Origin of the sequence: Asanoa sp. NPDC050611 (assembly GCF_040654855.1) — a bacterium.
Classification (GTDB): domain Bacteria; phylum Actinomycetota; class Actinomycetes; order Mycobacteriales; family Micromonosporaceae; genus Asanoa.
Genome location: NZ_JBFAIU010000136.1, coordinates 1 through 18,718 on the forward strand (window position 1 = coordinate 1; position 18,718 = coordinate 18,718).

Below are 18,718 nucleotides of genomic sequence, written 5' to 3' on the forward strand. Positions count from 1 at the left end.
GACCCGATCGGACGAGCGCGCGGGTGCGGCAGCACAGCCCCGAGCCACCGACTTGTGGTCCTCCCGGCAGCCGGCCGGCTGCGTGACGAGCAGCGCCTGCGGGTCGACGCCGGCCGGCGCGAACGCCCGGCGGATCCGGTGCACCGCGATCTGCAGCTGGTTCGGCGCCGTCCGCGGCGGCGTGCCACCCCAGGCCATGTCGACCAGGTCGTCGCTGTGCACCAGCACGCCCGGCCGCAGCGCGAGGGCGGCGAGCACCGTCCGCGCCCGCGCGCTGGACATGGCCGCGACCTCGCCACCAGCCACGATCTCGATGGCGCCCAGGATCCGGACCTCGACAGCGGGCACCCCGGCACGCTAGCCGACGCCGGGTCACCGGATCATCGGCAGGCCCAGCTCCCACAGGCGGTCGGCGGCGTCCGGGTCCATGGCGTGCGCGGCCACACCATGCTCCGTACCCGGTCCACCGGGTACGACCGGCGCCTCCCGGTTGTCCTCGAAGTACCGCCCGGTCACCCCGGCCACCGTCGGCGACGCGGCCAGCAGCACCGTGGTCGAGGCGCCCTGCTCCGGCGTCTTGTAGTGGTCGGGCACCAGCAGGCCGCCGTCCTCGTCCATCGCACCGAACTCGATCATGGTCGCCCGGTCGATGTGCCGCTGCAGCTTGGTGTGGATCACGCCAGGCGCGAGCGAGTTGGCCACGATGCCGTCCGCCGCCCAGCGCCGGGCGATCCCGACGGCCAGCAGCACGTCGGCCGTCTTCGACTGGCCGTAGGCGGCCCAGCCTTCGTACGGCCGGCGGTCGAAGTGCGGGTCCTCGAAGTCCATCGGCCACGACAGTTGGGCGCCGGAGCTGACCGTGACGACCCGGGCCGATCCGGCGGCGGCGAGGGCGTCGTGCAGCCCGTACGCCAGCGCGAAGTGGCCCAGGTAGTTGGTGGCCAACTGGAGTTCCCAGCCGGCGGGCGTCAGGTGGCGGGTCGGGAGCGCCATGATCCCGGCGTTCGCGACGAGGGCGTCGAGGGGGCCGTCCCAGCCGGCGACGAACGCGGCGACGGAGGCAAGGTCGGCGAGGTCGAGCCGCTCGGCGAGGACGCGACCGGCGCCGGGCCGCGTCGCGACGTCGTCGATCAGCGGCTTCGCGTCGGCGGGGTTGCGGGTGGCGACCGTAACCTCGGCGCCGGCCTGGGCGAGCGCCCGCACGGTCTCGACACCGATGCCGGAGGCACCGCCGGTCACGATCATGCGACGGCCGCGCAGGTCGACGCCGGAGAGGATTTCAGCTGCGGTGGTACGCACATCGAACTCAGTCATGCCCGCTAGGCTATGAAGCGAAAGTCGGACGATGAATAGTTCAGCGTGCAGCCTTCTTTAGCGAGCGTCCAACCATGGATCCATTGGAAGATGTCCTCACCCTGATCGGCGCCACCGGCCACCTGTCAACCGGGATGGTCGCCGGCGGGCGGTGGGGCCTGCGGTTCAACCCGCTCGACGGGGTCAAGTTCAACGCCGTGCGCCGCGGCCGCTGCGTACTCATGGTCGAGGGCGTGTCCGACCCGATCCCGCTGGCCACGGGCGACTGCTTCCTGCTCACCCGCCCCGTGCCGTTCGCCCTGGCCAGCGCCGCCGACGTCCCGTTGGAGCCGGCCGACCCGGTGTTCGCGGTCGCGACGGACGGCATCGCGCGGGTCGGGACCGCCGACGAGGTCACGCTGCTCGGCGGCCGGTTCAGCTTCCTGCACCGGGCGCGGGCGCTGCTCCTCGACGGGCTGCCGCCGGTCATCCACGTACCCGCGGAAACCGTCGAAGCGGACGCCGTGCACTGGGCGATCGACCGGATCGACGGCGAGGTGCGGCGGGCGCGGATCGGCGCGACGCTCGTGGCCGAGCACCTGGCCGTGGTGATGCTGATCCAGGTGCTGCGGTTCCACCTGGCGACGGCGGACGCGGCCGCGACCGGCTGGCTGGCGGGCCTCACGGACCCGGTGGTCGGCCCGGCGCTGCGGGCGATGCACGCCCGCCCGGCCGACCGGTGGACGGTCGAGGCCCTGGCCGAGGCCGCCGCGGTATCGCGGTCGACGCTCGCGGGCCGGTTCCGGCGGGTCATCGGCAAGGGCCCGCTCGACTACCTGACCGGCTGGCGCATCGAACTGGCGGCCGACCGCCTGCGCCGCGGCGACGGCACGCTGGCCAGCATCGCGCGTGACGTCGGTTACGGATCGGAGAGCGCACTGAGCGTGGCGTTCAAGCGCGTAACCGGCGATTCACCTGCCGGTTACCGGTCGGCGGTGCACTCCCACTGACATCACGCGGATCCCGTGCATCGCTCGAGGTGCCGGCAACCGTTCTATTCGGTGTCGGAGGGAGCGGCCGGGTGAAACCAGCTGACGAGGACGGGTTCCGCGAGTTCGTGGCGTCGCGCATGACGGCGCTCCGGAAGCTCGCGTACGTCACGTGCGGGGACTGGCACGCCGCGGAGGACGCGGTGGCCAACGCCCTGGCGAAGCTCTACCCGCGGTGGGGACGGCTCGACCGGCCGGACCTGTACGCGAAGACCATGGTGGTCCGCGCGGCGATCGACGAGACCCGGCGGCCGTGGTGGCGCCGGGAACGGTCGGCCGGCGACGCGCTGCCCGACGTGGCCGCGTCCGACCCCATCGGCGAGACGGACGAGGGCCTGCGGGTCCGGGCGGCGCTGCGTGCCGTGCCGGCCCGGCAGCGGGCGGTGCTGGTGCTCCGCTACTACCTCGACCTGACGGCCGAGGAGGCCGCGGAGGTGCTCGGCGTGCGAGCCCCGACGGTGCGCAGCCAGACGAGCCGCGGCCTCGCCAACCTACGGGCGGCCCTGGCGGCCGGCGGCATGGTCCTCGACGAAACTTCGGAACCGGGAGCGTGGAGAGATGCGAGTGAAGGACGTAGTGGACCTGGCGGTCTCCACGGAGCCGCCGCCGCGCTACGGCGTTGAGGAGATCGTCGCCCAGGGCAAGCGGGTGCAGCGGCGCCGCCGCGCGCGAGGCTGGGCGGCGTCGGGGACGGCCGCTCTGGCGGTGCTCGGCGTCGTCGCCACGGTAGTCGCGCAGGGCGGCACCACTACGCCTGCGCAGGAGACCGCCGCCGCACTGGCTCTGCCGGTGTCGGCGCCGCCCCCGTTCACGTTCACCGTCGCGGGCTATCAGGTCGGGCCGATGCGGGTGGCGCCGCCGATCGACGTGTCGACGGCCTACCAGCTCTCACCGGTGTACGCGGAGGGCCTGACCACGAACGACCGCGCGGTCGAGGAGAGCGACCCGGCGTCAGGGCCGACGTTGTACGCGTACCTGACCGTGTACCGGGCCGGCGCGTACGACCCGGGCAAGCTCGTGGGGGCGAGCCCGGTGGAGGTCGCCGGGCGGCCGGGTCTGGAGCTGGCCGCCCAGGGCCGCGGGATGGCGATCGTCCGCACGTTGGCCTGGCAGTACGACACCGGCGCCTGGGCGGTGATCGACGCGAGCTCGAGCGAGACCGACAACCCGTCCGCGGCGCAGCTGCGGGACCTGGCCGCCGGCCTGCGCGGCGCCGCGCCCACACCGGCCCGGGTGCCGGTCAAGCTCGGCTACGTGCCCGCCGGCTACCAGCTCGGCGAGGTGTCGATGCACGCGATGACCGGGCTGAACGGCATCGCCGCCGCCCGCGACGGCGACTACGCGGGTCTGCTGTTCGGGAAGCCGGCACTGCCGGTGACCGGCCTGACCACGCCGCACGGTGGCGTCGACGGCGTCGACCTGCCCGGGACCTTCACGTTGTACGTCGTCCCGGCCAAGAACTCCAACCAGCAGCCGTCGCCCGGGATCAGCTGCCTGCAGGGCTTCTGCAACCGGTGGTCCCCCGACAGCAAGGTGCAGATGCAGGTCGTCAGCCAGGGCGCGCGCGGCCTGTCGAACGCCGAGATGACGAAGATCCTGAACCACATCACGCTGGGCGACGTCTCGAACGACAGCACCTGGACGAAGGTCACCGACGCGGTCCGCTGAGGGCGTGCGGAGCGGCTCCGGGCTTCTCAGCCCCGGAGCCGCTCGAGCCCGTCGAGGAGCAGGTCCACAGTGAACTCGAACTCGACCTGGCTGTCGCACCAGCCGAGGGTCGGGTCCGTCGCGTCGTGCATCTCGTGCGCGACCATCGCCGTCAGGTTGGGCAGGGTCGCGGCCATCGCGGCCAGGTCGGCCTCGGCGGCGCCGTCGTCGGCCACCGCGGGGTTGAACACCTCCTGCGCGAACCCGAACGGCAGGCTGCCGAAGGCGTGGATCGCCCGGTGCGCGAGGTGGTGCGAGAAGCCGGCGTCGACCAACGTGCCGACGATGCCGTCGTAGTAGCCGAACGCCACGGCCGGGATCGCGCGCCGTGTGGTCAGCAGGCCCGGCGCCCACGGGTGGCGCAGCATGACCCGGCGCGCGGCGAGGAACTGCTGCCGCAGCCGTGACCGCCAGTCGCCTCCCGGCTCGGCGGACGCCTGGGTGACCTGCGCGAGCACGGTGTCGAGCACGCCGTCGAGCAGGGCGTCCTTGCTCGGGACGTGGAAGTAGAGCGACATCGCCTCGACCCCGAGCTCCGTGGCGAGGCGGCGCATCGTCAGCGCCTTGATCCCCTCGGCGTCGGCCAGGTCGACCGCGGCCGCGAGCACCTTGTCGCGACTGAGCGGCTCCCGAAATGTCGGCATTGGCAGCTGCTTCCCTGGGGTTGTGTGTTCACCTTACCATGTAAGGCACCTTACAACGTAAGGCTCTTCTGAAGGAGTGGCGACCATGCATCCGTTGATCCGCACGGCCCGCCTGACCGGGCTGTTCTACCTGTGCCTCGCCGTCGCCGGCGGGCTGGGCTTCCTGTTCGTCCGGTCGCGGCTCTACGTCGCCGACGACCCGGCCGCGACCGCCGCCAACCTGCTGGACCATGCCGCGCTGGCCCGCACGGGCGTGGCGCTGGAGCTGCTGACGGTGCTCACGCAGGCACTGGCCGCGGCCTGGTTCTACCGGCTGTTCCACGGGGTCAACCGCTACGCGGCCGGCGGGATCGCCGCCTTCGGCCTGGTGAACGCGGTCGCCGTCATGGTCAGCGCGGCGCTGCTGGCCACGGCCCTGGACACGACCGACGCCGCGACGGTCCAACTACTCTACGGAATCAGCGGCCACCTCTGGTCCGTCGGCGGCCTGTTCTTCGGCCTGTGGCTGATCCCGATGGGCTGGTGCGTGCTGTCGTCGGGCTGGATGCCCCGCACCCTGGGCTGGATCCTGATCGCCGGTGGCGTGGGCTATGTGCTCGCGGCCTTCCTCCGCTACGCGGTGCCCGGCGCCGAAACGGCCGCGGACGCCCTGGCCTACCCGGCGACGGTCGGCGAGCTGTGGATGGTCGGCTACCTACTCGTGCGCGGCGTCCGCCGCGAGGCTCTGGACCGAGCGCCCAGCCCTGCGCCGCAGCCGGCCCTGACCTGAGCGCGCGCATGCCGACCGGCGGCGCTTCGTCCGGTTCAACCGGCGCGGCTCCGCCGGCATCGGCACGCCTACTCGCGCCGCCCGCCACGCCGACGGGTCGCGCCTGCTGACCCGGCACACCCGGGCGGCTACGGCGGCCTCGGGCCGGTGCGGAAGGCAGGCCCGTGTTGCGCCGCGAACGACGGATATCAAACCGGCGCCGAAGTGGCGGGGGGGTGCAGGGTGGCGCTGGCACGGGCCTACGGCGATGGTCCGAGCCAGCCGCAAAACCAGCGACGCGATGACGCCGGCACCGGCCGGCAGGGCCAACGACGTGGCGACGCCGGCACGGGCCTGCGGCGGTGGTGTTCCGTGTCGCCCGGAGAGCAACGGCCGCGGTGACGCTGCCCCCGGCCCGCGGCGGTGCGCCGAGGCGCGCGGAGATCAACAGCGCAAGGCTGTGACCAGGGAGTTCACAGAATCGTTCATTAATCTCCTTCACGTCCGGGGCCGTGGTGGTGCCGGTGTGACGGATGGGTTGGGACGGATGCGGCGGCCGAGATCACGACGGATCCTGATCGGTGTGTTGGCGGCTTTGCTGGTGCTCGGCGCGGGTGGCGGGATCGGCGGTTGGGCGTACGCCCGCTCCCTCAACGGGCACCTGGCCCGCACCGACGCCTTCAAGGGCGTCCCGGAGGAGAGCCGCCCCACGCCCGTCGTCAAGGGCGCGCTCAACGTGCTCCTGCTCGGCAGCGACTCCCGCGACCCCGACAACACCTCGGACTCCCGCACCGACACGATCATGTTGCTGCACGTCGACAAGGACCACGAGAAGGCCGAGCTCATCTCGATCCCCCGCGACACGTGGGTGTTCGTGCCGACCTCCCCCGACGGGCAGAACGGCAACACCATGGCGAAGATCAACGCTGCGTACGCGTGGGACGGCACGCCGTTGACCGTGCAGACCGTGGAGGGGTTCACGGGCGTCCACATCGATCACGTGGCGCTCATCGACTTCGCCGGCTTCGCGAAGGTGACCGACGCGCTCGGCGGCGTGGACATGAAGATCGAGAAGACGATCAAGTCGATCCACAAGCCGTACCGGACGTTCCAGAAGGGCACCCAGCACCTCGACGGCGCCGAGGCGCTCGACTACGTGCGCCAGCGCTACCAGTTCGCCGACGGTGACTTCAGCCGCGAACGCCACCAGCGGGAGTTCCTCGAGGCACTGCTGGACAAGGCCACGAGCACCGGCACGCTGGCGAACCCCGTGAAGCTCAACGGCTTCCTGCAGGCGGTGACCAAGTCGATGACGGTCGACCAGGACTTCGACCTCGTCGACACGGCGGTCGAGCTGCGCGGCCTGCGCAGCGCGGACCTGACCTTCATGGGCACCCCGACGGCCGGCACCGGCAACCGCGACGGGCAGAGCGTGGTGCTCTCCGACAAGACGAAGGCAAGGGCGCTCTTCCAGGCGGTCGCGGACGACACGGTCCAGCAGTACCTGGCGGCGAACACCTAGCGTTCGTGGAACAGGCGCGTGCCCGAGCCGCGCCGCTTGGCCTCGTACATCGCCTCGTCCGCGTCCCGGAGCAGAGCCTCGATCGGCTTGTCGGTGCTGACCGCGACCCCGACGCTGCAAACGGGTCGCAGGGTGTACCCGCCGATCGCGCACGGCCTGGCCAGCGCGGCGACGATGCGCCGGGCGGTGGCCATCGCGGCGCGCTCCGTCGTGTCGGACAGGATGACGGTGAACTCGTCGCCGCCGAACCGCGCGGCCGTGTCGCCGGGGCGCAGGCTTCGCCGCAGCCGCCTGGCCGCCACCCGCAGCAGCTCGTCGCCGGCCTGGTGGCCCAGCCGGTCGTTGACCTCCTTGAACCGGTCGAGATCGAGCAGCAGCACGGCACTGCCCGTGCCGCGGGATCGCGGGTCGTGCAGGGCCTCGGCGCGCTCGTTGAACAACGCGCGGTTGGCCAGCCCCGTCAGCGGATCGTGGCTCGCGTCGTGCCGGAGTCGGTTCCGCAGCGTGACCGTGTCGGTGACGTCCCGGACGTTGAGCACCACGCCGGCCACCGCGGGGTCGGCCACCCGGCCGGTGGCGATGACGTTGAGCCAGACCGCGGCGCCGTCGGCCCGGCGCGCCTCGAGCTCGAACGAGGCGCTCTCGGCCCGCGCGGCGAGCACCGGCGTCAGCAGCCGGTCGAAGCGCCTGCGGTCGCGCGGGCGAAGCACCTCGCCGGCCCGGCGGTCCACCGCCCCGGCCGGGTCCTGGCCGAGCACCGGCCGCAGGGCCGGCGTCACGTACGTGACCACGCCCAACGGGTCGAGCACCAGCGTCACGTCCGAGGAGTGCTCGACCAGCGAGCGGAACCAGCTCTCCTGCCGGCGCACCGCGTCGATCGACCGGTCGAGCCGGCCGACCAGCCGGGCGTTGTCCACGAGCAGCATGTCCTGGCGCAGGATGATCAGCGCCGCGATCACCACCGTGCCCATCGCGGCACCCCAGCTGCGCGCGGTCAGGCCCTCGTCGGCGAGCTGGCCGACCAGCAGCAGCTGGGTGGCGGCCAGCGCGGCCAGCGGCACGAGCTGCCGGGCACGCCGGCCGCGCAGTCCCGCCGGCTGGCGCCGGCCCAGCAGCTCCAGGCACGGCGCGGCCGCCAGCAGCAGGGGCGGCACCAGCCGTGCGATCAGCACCAAAGGCGCGTCGTCGACGCCCGCGACCTGAGGGTTCAGCGCGCGTTCGAGACCGTGCAGCGCCGCACCGGCGCTGATCGCGATGCCCGCGCCCGTGCTGAACGGGGCCACGCCCGTGACCAGCAGCCGGACGACCGCGAACGCGGACACCAGCAGGACGATCGCGCCGACCGCCGTCCACGCGCGCTGCTCGTGCGACTCGGCCTTCATTGCCCCGCTCAGCGCGATCGTCCAGACGAAGACGCAGGCCGCCACCAGCACCGTCCCGGCCTCGAGCCACAACGCGCGCCGTTGCCGCCCACCGTCGGGCGGCACCGGGCCCAACATGAAGCACAGCAACCACACCGAGCCGATCGTCGCCAGCGCGGACGGTGCGGTCCAGGCGGTGCTGTTGCGCTCGGGTTCGACCACCACGTCGACCGCGCGGAGCAGCGCACCGGCGGTGAATATGACGCCGCTCACCGTCGCCGCCCGCCAGAACCGGCGGGCACCCGGCGCTCGGCGGGTGTCCGCCGCCAGCCGCCACGACAGCACCGTGAACACCAGGTCGCAGGCGGCCTGCGTCGACCACGAGGCGGCACCGGGCGCGGGGCCGACCGCGATCGCGATCGTCGCGGCGACGAACGCGGCCAACAGCGCCCACAGCCAACCCTGGCGTGCCAGTTTCCACTCCCGTCCGGTCGCCCGGCCCGCAAACCTTCATGACACCACGCCTAGGGTGAGGGCATGCCCGCTATCGGAACCTCCGTCTACACCCCTGCCGACGACCGCTACGAGCGGATGTCCTACCGCCGCACCGGTCGCAGCGGGCTGAAGCTGCCCGCCGTCTCGCTCGGCCTGTGGCAGAACTTCGGCGGTGAGCGGCCGCTGGAGACCCAGCGCGCGATCGTGCGGCGCGCGTTCGACCGCGGTGTCACGCACTTCGACCTCGCCAACAACTACGGCCCGCCGTACGGGTCGGCCGAGGAGGCGTTCGGCCGCCTGCTGGCCAGTGACCTGCGGCCGTACCGGGACGAGCTGGTCATCTCGACGAAGGCCGGCTACGACATGTGGCCCGGCCCGTACGGCATCTGGGGCTCCCGCAAGTACCTGCTGGCCAGCCTCGACCAGAGCCTGTCCCGGATGGGGCTCGACTACGTCGACATCTTCTACTCGCACCGGTTCGACCCGGAGACGCCGCTCGAGGAGACGATGGGCGCGCTGGACGCGGCCGTGCGCCAGGGCAAGGCGCTCTACGTCGGCATCTCCTCGTACTCGCCGGCCATGACCGAGAAGGCCGCCCGCATCCTGCGTGCGATGGGCACGCCGCTGCTGATCCACCAGCCGTCGTACTCGATGCTCAACCGCTGGATCGAGGACGGCCTGCTCGAGGTGCTCGACCAGGAGGGCGTCGGCTGCATCGGCTTCTCGCCGCTGGCGCAGGGCCTGCTGACCGACCGCTACCTCGACGGCATCCCGGAGGGCTCGCGGGCCGCGCGGCCGGGCTCGTTCGACGCCGGCTGGCTCACCGACGAGAACCTCGGCAAGATCCGCGCGCTCAACGAGATCGCCCGGGGCCGTGGCCAGTCGCTGGCCCAGCTCGCGCTCGCCTGGACCCTGCGCGACAAGCGGATGACCTCCACGCTGATCGGCGCGAGCAGCGTGGCCCAGCTCGACGACAACCTGGCGGCACTGGACAACGTGGACTTCACGCCGGCGGAGCTCGCCGAGATCGACCGCCATGCCACGGAGTCGGACCTCAACATCTGGGCCCGCTCGTCGCAGGCGGGCTAGCTGATCTTCGATACGGTTGCTCCGTGAACGCTCACGGGGCGCGGTTGGGCATCGACTTCGGCACGTCACACACGGTCGCGGTGCTGGCCGACCAGGGCCAGCCGGCGCGGACGATCCTGTTCGACGGCTCGCCGCTGCTGCCGTCCGCCGTATGTCTGGACCCGGCCGGACGGCTGGTGGTCGGGCGGGACGCGCTGCACCTCGCGCTGTCGATGCCGGCCGGGTTCGAACCGACACCCAAGCGGCGCATCGACGACGGCACCGTGCTGCTCGGCCCGCGCGAGGTGCCGGTCGAGGGCCTGATCGGGGCCGTCCTCGGCCGGGTCCTCGAGGAGGCGCGGCGGGTCGCCGCGGAGCCCGTCACCGGCACGACGCTGACCTACCCGGCCGCCTGGGGCAGCCGGCGCCGGGACCTGCTGCGCGCCGTTGCCGAGCGGACGTTGCCGTCGGTCCGGCTGGTCGCCGAGCCGGTCGCCGCGGCCAGCTTCTTCGCGGATCGCGCGCTGCCGGTCGGCCAGTGCGCGCTGGTGTACGACTTCGGCGGCGGCACGTTCGACGCGTCGGTGGTGCGCCGGCACGCGACCGGGTTCGAGACGGTCGCGACCGAGGGCCTCGCCGACTGCGGCGGCCTGGACATCGACGCGGCGATCATCGCCCACCTCGGCGCCACCGCGGGCCGGCGGGACGAGGCCGCCTGGCGCCGGCTGACGAGCCCCACGGACGTCGCGGACCGGCGGGCCAGCCGGCAGCTCTGGGACAACGTGCGCACGGGCAAGGAGATGCTCTCCCGCGCGGGTACGACGCTCGTCCATGTCCCGCTGATCGACGCGGACGTTCCGCTCGGCCGTGAGGAACTCGACGAGCTGGCCGCGCCGATCCTCGCCCGCACCGTCGAGGCGACCCGGGCCGTGCTGACCGCCGCCGGGATCGCGGACCGCGAGCTGGGCGCGGTCTATCTGGCCGGCGGTTCGAGCCGCATGCCCGCGGCCGGGACCGCACTGCACCGTCAGCTGGGCATCGCACCGACGCAGGTCGACCAGCCGGAACTGGTCGTCGCCGAGGGCAGCCTGCGCGCGCTGGACGCGCCGGAGGCGGTGCCGACCGCGCCGGCAGCGGTGGTCGTGCCCCGCCGGCGCAGGCGGGTGGCACTGTGGTCCGGGCTCGCGCTCGCGGTGCTGCTGGTGGCCGGCCTCGCGCTGGCGCCCACGATCGGCGGCCGCGACGGCCGCGACCCGGGCGTCGCGGCGCCGACGAAGGCGCCGGTGCCGGCGCCGGCCGCGTCCTCGCCCGGCCCCCCGACTCCGTCACCGTCGCCCTCCGCCTCGTCCAAGGTGGATCCGTGTGTACTCGGTCGGTGGCGCCTGACCTCCGCGACCCTGACCAACGGCATCGACGGCAACGACGTCCAGTTCCACGGCGGCGCGGGCAAGATCGTGACGTACCGCGCCGACGGCCGGGTGACGAACGACTTCAACACCGGCGCCGAGTACACGGCGACCGTGCGCGGCGCCAAGTGGCGGCTGGTGTACCGCGGCGTCGTGACCGCGAACGTCCTGCACGACGGCGGATACGAGTACATCAGCGGGATCGCGGCGAAGGGCTCGTACGTGTACTACCGCAACGGCGCACGCCAGAACTCCGGCGCGCTCGACCTCGACACGGAGCCGGCGAAATACCGCTGCGACGGAAAGACGCTGCGCTACTACTACAGCGCCGCGTCCGAGGAGTACACCAGGGTCGGCTAGCGCGGTGCCGGGCCGGTGGAGTCGCGGACGACCAGCTGGTGGCCCGTCGGGCGGCGGCGAGCCCGGGTTGACTTCGGCTTGAGGGCCAGTTCCAGTGCCATCCGGCCCATGTCGGTCATCGGCAGCCGCACGGTCGTCAGCGCCGGCGCCAGGTCAGCCGCTACCGAGACGTCGTCGAAGCCCACCACCGACATTCGCTTCGGCACCGAAATTTTTCGGCCACGAAGGACCGACAGGACGCCCATCGCCATCGCGTCGTTGAGCGCGATGATCGCCGTCGTGTCGGGGTGGTCGCGCAGGATGCGCTCCGTCGCCGCGCAGCCGCCGTCGCGGGTGAAGTCCGTGTGCACCACGGGCAATGAGTCCGGGTCGAGGCCGCGCTCCCGCACCGCCCGGCGTACGCCCGCCATCCGGTCGGTGACCGTCGTCAGTCCCCCGGTGCCGGCGGCCACCGCGATCCGGCGGTGCCCCAGGTCCAACAGGTGCGCACCCAGCGCGAACCCGCCCGCCTCGTTGTCGGGCAGCACCGCGTCGACGCCCAGCGCGTGCCGGCCGATCACCGCCACCCGGCCACCGAGTGTCTGGTACGCGGTCAGCTCCGCCCTGGTCTCCGCCTCGATCCGCGGGTCGTTGTAGCCGGAGCCCGCGATCACGATGACGCCGACCCGCTGCGCGATCAGGTGCCGGATCTGCCGCAGCTCGTAGTGCGGGTCCCGGCCCGAGTGGCAGATCTGGACCATCAGGCCCTGCTCGCCGGCGACCTGGATGACCCCGCCCGCGATCTCGGAGAAGTAGGGGTCGTCCACCTGGTGCACGACCAGCCCCACCGAGGAGCTGGCCCCACCGGCGAGCGTGCGCGCATAGGGGTTGGCGACGTAGCCCAGCTCGGCCGCGACCTGGCGGACCCGGCTCGCGACCTCCTCGCTGACGCCGTCGCGGCCGGTGAGCGAGCGGGACGCGGTGGCCAGCGAGACGCCCGCGCGCTCCGCGACGTCGACGAGCCGCAACCGTGGACCAGGCTTGGGCATGTGTGCTCCCGGCGGACATCGAAGCAGCGACACCTTTGACTATTGCCAGTGGTGCAGGACACAGCCTAGGCTACGAAAGCGCTTTCGCAAGCGCTTCCGTCCCCGGCTCGAAGGAGCGTCCGGAGATGACGACCCGCACGACAACGAACCGCACCAGATGGGCCACCGCGGTCGGCGCGATCCTCGCACTCGCGCTCGGCGCCTGCGGCGGCGACGAACCAGAACAGGCCTCGAGCGACGAGCCGATCGTCGTCGGGATCTCCCTGCCGCTGACCGGGGACTTCTCGGAGCCCGGCAAGGGTGTCCAACGTGGTTACGAGGCCTGGGCGAAGATCACCAACGACAAGGGCGGCCTGCTCGGCCGCCGGATCGAGCTGAAGGTCCTCGACGACCAGTCCAACGCCGACCGGGTGGTGGCCGACTACGAGCAGCTGATCGGCAGCGACCAGGTCGACATCGTGGTCGGTCCGTTCTCGACCCGCCTGGTCGTGCCGGCCGCCCGCGTGGCGGAGGAATACGGCATGCTCTTCGTCGAGCCGGCCGGCGCGGCCGCCGAGGTCTTCCAGCAGGGCTTCAAGAACCTGTTCTACGCCGCTCCCGCGGTGGCCAGCGACCACTACAACCACCTCGCCGAACACCTGTTGGCGCTGCCGGCCGGGCAGAAGCCGACGACGGTCGCCTACGCGGCGATGGACGACCCGTTCGCGCAGGGCACCGCCTACGGCCTCAAGGCCAAGCTCGAGGCGGCCGGCGTCAAGACGGTCGTCGACGAGGTCTACCCGCCGAACACCACCGACTTCAGCAGCATCGCCGCGAAGATCGCGACGTCGAAGGCCGACATGGTGGTGGGCGGCTCGCAGTACCAGGACGGCGTCAACCTGATCGTCGCCCTGCAGCAGCTCAACTACCAGCCCAAGCTCGCCGCCTTCTCGACGGCGCCGACCAGCCCCGAGTTCGCGGCGGCGATCGGCAACAAGACGGAGGGCATCCTGTCCCCCACGGGCTACACGCAGGACGCGCCGTACGAGAGCAACAAGGAGTTCGTCGAGAAATACACGGCGCAGTTCGGGTCGCCGCCCGAGGAGGACGAGGCCAACGCCTACACCACGGGCCAGGTCGTGGCCGCCGCCATCACCGCGGCCGGCTGCGCCGAGCAGGGCGAGTGCCAGAAGAAGCTGGTCGACTGGGTACGCGCCAACAAGGTCGAGACGGTCGTCGGCCCGCTGTCCTGGGACGAGACCGGCAAGCCGCAGGGCGCGCACATGATCCAGCAGTGGGTCGGCGGCGAGATCAAGATCGTGCTGCCGGCCGACGCGAAGGAAGCCGACCTCGTCTACCCGAAGCCGGCCTGGTGAGCTGACCATGCCGTCCGGCGCCCTGCTCTTCCAGAGCGTCATCCTCGGCCTGCTGCTGGGAGGGCTCTACGCCCTCCTGGCGGCGGGGCTGACACTCTACTTCGGAATCATGCGGGTCGTGATGATCGCCCACTCGGCGTTCCTCATCCTGGCCGCCTACCTCGCCTGGTGGTCGCACACCGAGCTGGGCATCGACCCGCTGCTGTCGATGGTGGTGACCGTCCCGCTGTTCTTCGCCTGCGGGGTGCTGCTGCAACGGCTGCTGCTGGCCCGGCTGCGGGCGGTCACGCTCACGATGATGTCGGTGCTGCTGACGTTCGCGATCGCGGTCGTCATCGAGGGCCTGCTGGGTTACGTGTTCTCCGGCACGCAGCGCCGCATCCAGCTCGGCTACGGCTCGGCGAGCCTGGAGCTGTTCGGCGCCCGGATCGCGGTCGTCAAGCTGATCGCGTTCGGGCTCGCGGCCGTCGCCCTGCTCTCGCTCTACCTGGTCATGAAGCGCACCACGTTCGGCTGGGCGCTGCGGGCGACGATCCAGCACCGCGACGCCGCCCGGCTGGTCGGCATCGACACCGACCGCGTCGCGGGCTTCGGTTTCGGGCTGGGCCTGGCCACAGCCGCGATCGGCGGCACCGCGCTGTCGCTCGACACCACCATCTACCCCTCGCTGCACTGGCACTGGATCGGACCGCTGATGGCCATCATCGTGGTCGGCGGGCTGGGCAGCGTGCCGGGCGCCGCGGCGGCCGCGATGCTGCTCGGGCTGGCGCAGAGCCTGCTGCAGATCGAGCTGGGCACCACCTGGGCGCAGACCGTGTTCTACGTCGCGCTGTTCCTGACGCTCGCGGTGCGGCCGCAGGGATTCTTCGGAGGTCGCCTTGCCCAGCGCTTCTGAGCGGCTCGTGACGCCGGGCCGCATCGCCGGTGCGGTCGCGCTGACCGCCTTCGCCGCGGTCGCGCTCGCGTACCCGTCGATCGCACCGAATCCCTATCTCCTGTCCGTCGGCATCGTGGTGCTCAACTACGCGGTGCTCTCCACGAGCTGGAACTTCGTCGGCGGTTTCACCGGCTACATCTCGCTCGGCCACGGCGCCCTGGCCGGGCTCGGCGCCTACGGCACCGGCCTGCTGGTCACCAAGGCCGGGCTGCCGAGCTTCGTCGCGCTCGCCGCCGCCGCACTGCTCGTCGCGGCGTTGGCGGTGCCCATCGGGTACGCCGCCCTGCGCGTCCGCGGCGCCTCGTTCGTCATCGTCTCGATCGCGCTCGTGCTCGTCACGCTGCTGGTCTTCCAGAGCTGGGCGTCGTTCACCGGCGGCTCGCGCGGGCTCAACGTGCCGCGCCCGTTCCCCGGCATGCTGCGCCCCGAGCACCACCGGGTGTTCTTCTACCTTTTCCTCGCGCTGCTCGCGATCGCGCTGCTGGTCTGGTGGCTGATCGACCGCTCCCGCTTCGGGCTCGGGCTCAAGGCGATCCGGGAGGACGAGGACAAGGCCGAGGCACTGGGTACGCCGACGTTCGCGTACAAGCTGGTGGTCTTCGTGGTCTCGGCGTTCTTCACCGGGCTGGCCGGCGGCCTCTACGCGCTCTGGTTCGGCGACCTTGACCCCATCTTCCAGTTCTCCATCCTGACCGGTTCCTACATGGTGCTGATGGCGCTGCTCGGCGGCGTCCGCAACCTGTTCGGCCCGCTGGTCGGCGCGCTCGTCGTCGGCTCGGCGCTCGAATACTTCAAGGTCGAGTTCGGCAACACGCCGCTGCACCTGGTCGCCACCGGCGTCCTGCTCGCGCTCGTCGTGCTGTTCATGCCCGACGGCATCCTGCCCGCGATCGGCGCCCTGCTGCGCCGCCTCGACCGCACGACCGACAGCTCCATCCGGGAAGTCACCGCCGCCGAGCTGGCGGCGCAGCGCGTCGGGGGTGAACAGCATGCGCAGCCTCGAAGCGGTTGAGCTGACCAAGGCGTTCGGCGGCAACGTGGTGCTCGACCAGACCACCGTGAGCTTCCGGCACGGCAAGGTGAACGCGCTGATCGGGCCCAACGGCTCGGGCAAGACGACGTTCTTCAACTGCGTCACCGGGCTCATCCGGCCCGACAGCGGCCGGGTCAGCTACGCGGGCGCCGACATCACCCGCCGCACGCCGCACGCGATCGCCCGCGCCGGGCTCGGCCGCACGTTCCAGCTCTGCCGGGTCTTCCCGCGGATGACCGTGCTCGACAACGTGCTCGCCGCGACCCGCCCGCACGGCGTCAACCTGTTCCGGGGCGCCCGCGGGCGGGCCGAGGTCGACCGGGCGCGGGGCTGGCTCACCAAGCTCGGCATCGAGCACCTCGCGGCCGTCGAGGCCCGCAACCTTTCGTGGGGCCAGCAGAAGCTGCTGGAGCTGGCCGGCGTGCTCAACAGCGAGCCCGAGACCGTGCTGCTCGACGAGCCGGCCGGCGGCGTCAACCCGGCCCTGCTCGACCGGATCGGCGCGCTGGTCCGCGAGCTCAACGCCGAGGGCCGCACGTTCGTCATCGTCGAGCACAACATGGACCTGGTGATGAGCATCAGCGACCACATCGTGGTGTTCGACCGCGGCCGGCCGATCGCCGAGGGCCCGCCGGCGGCGATCCGCTCCGACGAGCGCGTGTTGGGAGCCTACCTTGGCGTCTGAGATCGAGCTCGTCGACGTGCAGGCCGGCTACGGTCGCGCCGCGCCGGTCCTACGTGGACTGACCGTCGAGGTGCCGGCGGGCACGATCGTCTGCCTCGTCGGCCCCAACGGCGCCGGCAAGTCCACCGTCCTCAAGGTGGCCAGCGGCCTGCTGGCGCCGCGCTCCGGCGCGATCCGGGTCGGCGGCGTCGACGTCACCGGCCAGGGTCCGCAACGGATGCTCGCCAGTGGCGTCGCACACGTGCTGCAGGGGCACAGCGTGTTCGCCGAGATGACCGTCGCGGAGAACGTGCTCCTCGGCGCGTACACCATCCGGGACAAGGCCCGGGTCGCCGCCCGCACGGAGTTCGTCCGCGACCTGTTCCCGGTGGTCGCGGACCGCTGGACCACGCTGGCCGGCCTGCTCTCCGGCGGCCAGCAGAAGCAGGTCGAGTTCGCCCGCTCGCTGATGGTCGACCCCAAGGTCGTGCTGCTCGACGAGCCGTCCATGGGCCTCGACCCGAAGGCCACGACCACCGTCTTCGAGCAGGTCGTCCGGATGCGCGACGCCGGCACGGCCGTGCTCCTGGTCGAGCAGAACGCCCGGCGCGCGCTGGAGACCGCCGACATCGGCTGCGTCCTCGACCTGGGCCGCGTGCACATCTCCGGTCCGGCGGCGCAGTTGCTCGCCGACCCCGCCCTAGCCGACCTCTACCTCGGCGGCCGTCCCGCCGAACCCCATCGCTAGGAGGTAGCCCATGCGGAAAGCCGTCCTCGCCACCGCCACCGTCCTCGCCGCCGGCCTGATCGCCGGCACCGCCGCCCTGCCCGCCTCGGCCAGCAACGACGGGCCGGGCGACGTCCACCCGTCCCTGCGTGGTGACCTGGTCGCCTACTACGACTTCGACCACCCGGCGCGCGGCGACTCCGCGCTGGAGCGCGACCAGGGCCGCTCCGGCACGGAGATCGACCTCGTCAACGGCGGTGCCGACATGCGGGTACGCGACCGCGCGTACCGCGGCAGCGGCAACGCCCTGCAGACCCGTCAGGTCGACCCGGCGGTGGCCGGCAACGACGACTGGAAGGCCGGCATCTACGGCCAGCCCGGTGTCCGCACGCTGCGCCCGTTCAACGCCGTCGCGGGTACCACCGTGATGGGTTGGTTCAAAGTGGACATGGACGCGCCGGCGCTCAACTCCAACACCGCCGATCCCGCCGACCGGTTCAACGCGATCGGCCTCGCCGGGGTGCTGACCGGCGACTCCGACGGGCACGGCGTGCGCGCGCTGCTCGAGCTGATCGACGTCAACGGCGAGCTGCGGCTGGTGGCGCTCGGCCGGCGGATCGACGGCGGCAACTCGCAGACGTTCGCGGCCGACCAGCCGTGGCAGGCCGTGCTGCCGCGCGGCGAGTGGGTGCACCTGGCCGCGACGTTCAACTTCGCCGACGGGACGCTGGCGCTCTATCGCAATGGTCAGCCCTTGTCCGGGTTCTACACCCGCACCGACGACCCGTGGCTGGTCAACGGCCCCGGCCCGCACGTCACCACCGCGTCCGACCCGCGCGGCATCAAGATCGGTGGCAGTTTCCCGCAGGACACCCGCGAGCAGAACCCGTGCGACTGCCGGATGGACTCGCTGATGTTCCTCGACACGGTTGTCTCGGCGCGCGACGTCGAGAAGCAGTACCGGCACATGGTCCGTGGGCGCTGACGCGCCCTGCCGTCCCGTTGAGAACGGAGTCAACCGCGTGCGCAGACCGCTAGCCACAGCCTGCCTAACCGCCGGCGCGCTCGTCCTGTCCCTGCTCGTCGCGTCACCCGCCCAAGCCGCCGACCCCATCTACGACCCGGTCCCTGAATCGCAGGTGCAGAGCCGGCTCGGGCTGGTGCTCGAGGAGTACGCCTCGTTCCCCAAGACCGAGCCCACGCCGGCGCCCACCGACGCGCGGCTCATGCGGCAGGCCCGGATCAACACGATCATGGAGCTGCCCGACGGCTCCGGCCGCCGGGCCGTCCCGGACCTCAACGGCAAGCTCTACCTCGTCGA

Annotated in this window: 18 protein-coding genes and 1 pseudogene; 14 read left to right on the forward strand and 5 right to left on the reverse strand. The window is 72.1% G+C overall.

What is annotated here, in order from left to right; genetic code table 11:
- Positions 1-348, reverse strand: a 348-nt coding sequence (locus tag AB0H87_RS21340; RefSeq protein ID WP_360148084.1) for a winged helix-turn-helix domain-containing protein, incomplete at its 3' end; no start/stop codon positions are given.
- Between the two features lie 24 nt (positions 349-372).
- Positions 373-1,314 (reverse strand): SDR family NAD(P)-dependent oxidoreductase, encoded by a 942-nt coding sequence (locus tag AB0H87_RS21345; RefSeq protein ID WP_360148087.1) that lies wholly within the window; start codon positions 1,312-1,314, stop codon positions 373-375.
- Positions 1,315-1,388: 74 nt separating this feature from the next.
- On the opposite strand from AB0H87_RS21345, the gene AB0H87_RS21350 reads away from it, so the two are divergent.
- The 3 genes from AB0H87_RS21350 to AB0H87_RS21360 all read left to right on the forward strand — a co-directional run bounded on the left by AB0H87_RS21350 (position 1,389) and on the right by AB0H87_RS21360 (position 4,010).
- Positions 1,389-2,303, forward strand: a complete 915-nt coding sequence (locus AB0H87_RS21350) for an AraC family transcriptional regulator (protein ID WP_360148090.1) — start codon at positions 1,389-1,391, stop codon at positions 2,301-2,303.
- A 71-nt stretch (positions 2,304-2,374) separates the two neighbouring features.
- Positions 2,375-2,965 (forward strand): SigE family RNA polymerase sigma factor, encoded by a 591-nt coding sequence (locus tag AB0H87_RS21355; RefSeq protein WP_360148093.1) that lies wholly within the window; start codon positions 2,375-2,377, stop codon positions 2,963-2,965.
- Positions 2,907-4,010, forward strand: coding sequence for a hypothetical protein (locus AB0H87_RS21360; protein ID WP_360148096.1), 1,104 nt, complete (start codon positions 2,907-2,909; stop codon positions 4,008-4,010). Before AB0H87_RS21355 ends, AB0H87_RS21360 begins: the two co-directional genes overlap by 59 nt.
- A gap of 26 nt (positions 4,011-4,036) precedes the next feature.
- On the opposite strand, the gene AB0H87_RS21365 is transcribed toward AB0H87_RS21360, so the two are convergent.
- On the reverse strand, positions 4,037-4,693 hold the full coding sequence (locus AB0H87_RS21365) for a TetR/AcrR family transcriptional regulator C-terminal domain-containing protein (RefSeq protein ID WP_360148099.1): 657 nt from the start codon (positions 4,691-4,693) through the stop codon (positions 4,037-4,039).
- A gap of 85 nt (positions 4,694-4,778) precedes the next feature.
- Here AB0H87_RS21365 and AB0H87_RS21370 point away from each other — a divergent pair, with 85 nt between their 5' ends.
- Both AB0H87_RS21370 and AB0H87_RS21375 read left to right on the forward strand, forming a co-directional pair.
- Positions 4,779-5,462, forward strand: a complete 684-nt coding sequence (locus AB0H87_RS21370; protein WP_360148102.1) for a DUF4386 domain-containing protein — start codon at positions 4,779-4,781, stop codon at positions 5,460-5,462.
- 562 nt (positions 5,463-6,024) lie between these two features.
- Complete coding sequence (locus AB0H87_RS21375; RefSeq protein ID WP_360148105.1) at positions 6,025-6,963, forward strand: LCP family protein; 939 nt, start codon at positions 6,025-6,027, stop codon at positions 6,961-6,963.
- Here the strand turns inward: AB0H87_RS21375 and AB0H87_RS21380 are convergent.
- Positions 6,960-8,768: a sensor domain-containing diguanylate cyclase gene (locus AB0H87_RS21380; RefSeq protein ID WP_360148108.1), complete on the reverse strand. Its 1,809-nt coding sequence runs from the start codon at positions 8,766-8,768 to the stop codon at positions 6,960-6,962. The two genes, AB0H87_RS21375 and AB0H87_RS21380, sit on opposite strands and share 4 nt — an antisense overlap.
- A 93-nt stretch (positions 8,769-8,861) precedes the next feature.
- On the opposite strand from AB0H87_RS21380, the gene mgrA reads away from it, so the two are divergent.
- Both mgrA and AB0H87_RS21390 read left to right on the forward strand, forming a co-directional pair.
- A complete protein-coding gene (mgrA, locus tag AB0H87_RS21385) occupies positions 8,862-9,908 on the forward strand; it encodes an L-glyceraldehyde 3-phosphate reductase (protein ID WP_360148111.1) in 1,047 nt (348 codons plus the stop codon).
- A 23-nt stretch (positions 9,909-9,931) separates the two neighbouring features.
- Positions 9,932-11,653 carry an Hsp70 family protein gene (locus AB0H87_RS21390; protein WP_360148114.1) on the forward strand — a complete coding sequence of 574 codons (1,722 nt, stop codon included), beginning with the start codon at positions 9,932-9,934 and terminating at the stop codon, positions 11,651-11,653.
- Here AB0H87_RS21390 and AB0H87_RS21395 read toward each other — a convergent pair.
- Positions 11,650-12,681, reverse strand: a complete 1,032-nt coding sequence (locus AB0H87_RS21395; RefSeq protein ID WP_360148117.1) for a LacI family DNA-binding transcriptional regulator — start codon at positions 12,679-12,681, stop codon at positions 11,650-11,652. The genes AB0H87_RS21390 and AB0H87_RS21395 overlap by 4 nt on opposite strands.
- A 125-nt stretch (positions 12,682-12,806) precedes the next feature.
- Here AB0H87_RS21395 and AB0H87_RS21400 point away from each other — a divergent pair, with 125 nt between their 5' ends.
- From AB0H87_RS21400 to AB0H87_RS21430, 7 genes and pseudogenes are all read left to right on the forward strand, one after another.
- The gene (locus AB0H87_RS21400) at positions 12,807-14,036 is read left to right on the forward strand and encodes an amino acid ABC transporter substrate-binding protein (RefSeq protein ID WP_360148120.1); all 1,230 of its coding nucleotides are present in this window, start codon (positions 12,807-12,809) and stop codon (positions 14,034-14,036) included.
- Between the two features lie 7 nt (positions 14,037-14,043).
- Positions 14,044-14,931, forward strand: coding sequence for a branched-chain amino acid ABC transporter permease (locus AB0H87_RS21405; protein ID WP_360148123.1), 888 nt, complete (start codon positions 14,044-14,046; stop codon positions 14,929-14,931).
- Positions 14,915-15,985 (forward strand): branched-chain amino acid ABC transporter permease, encoded by a 1,071-nt coding sequence (locus tag AB0H87_RS21410; protein WP_360148126.1) that lies wholly within the window; start codon positions 14,915-14,917, stop codon positions 15,983-15,985. The genes AB0H87_RS21405 and AB0H87_RS21410 overlap by 17 nt, the downstream gene beginning before the upstream one ends.
- Entirely contained in the window at positions 15,963-16,691 is a 729-nt protein-coding gene (locus AB0H87_RS21415; protein ID WP_360148129.1) for an ABC transporter ATP-binding protein, read from the forward strand. Before AB0H87_RS21410 ends, AB0H87_RS21415 begins: the two co-directional genes overlap by 23 nt.
- Positions 16,681-17,418 carry an ABC transporter ATP-binding protein gene (locus AB0H87_RS21420; RefSeq protein WP_360148132.1) on the forward strand — a complete coding sequence of 246 codons (738 nt, stop codon included), beginning with the start codon at positions 16,681-16,683 and terminating at the stop codon, positions 17,416-17,418. Before AB0H87_RS21415 ends, AB0H87_RS21420 begins: the two co-directional genes overlap by 11 nt.
- A gap of 10 nt (positions 17,419-17,428) precedes the next feature.
- Positions 17,429-18,382, forward strand: a complete 954-nt coding sequence (locus AB0H87_RS21425) for a LamG-like jellyroll fold domain-containing protein (RefSeq protein WP_360148135.1) — start codon at positions 17,429-17,431, stop codon at positions 18,380-18,382.
- A 37-nt stretch (positions 18,383-18,419) separates the two neighbouring features.
- Positions 18,420-18,718, forward strand: a pseudogene (locus tag AB0H87_RS21430) (hypothetical protein); the annotation flags it as partial.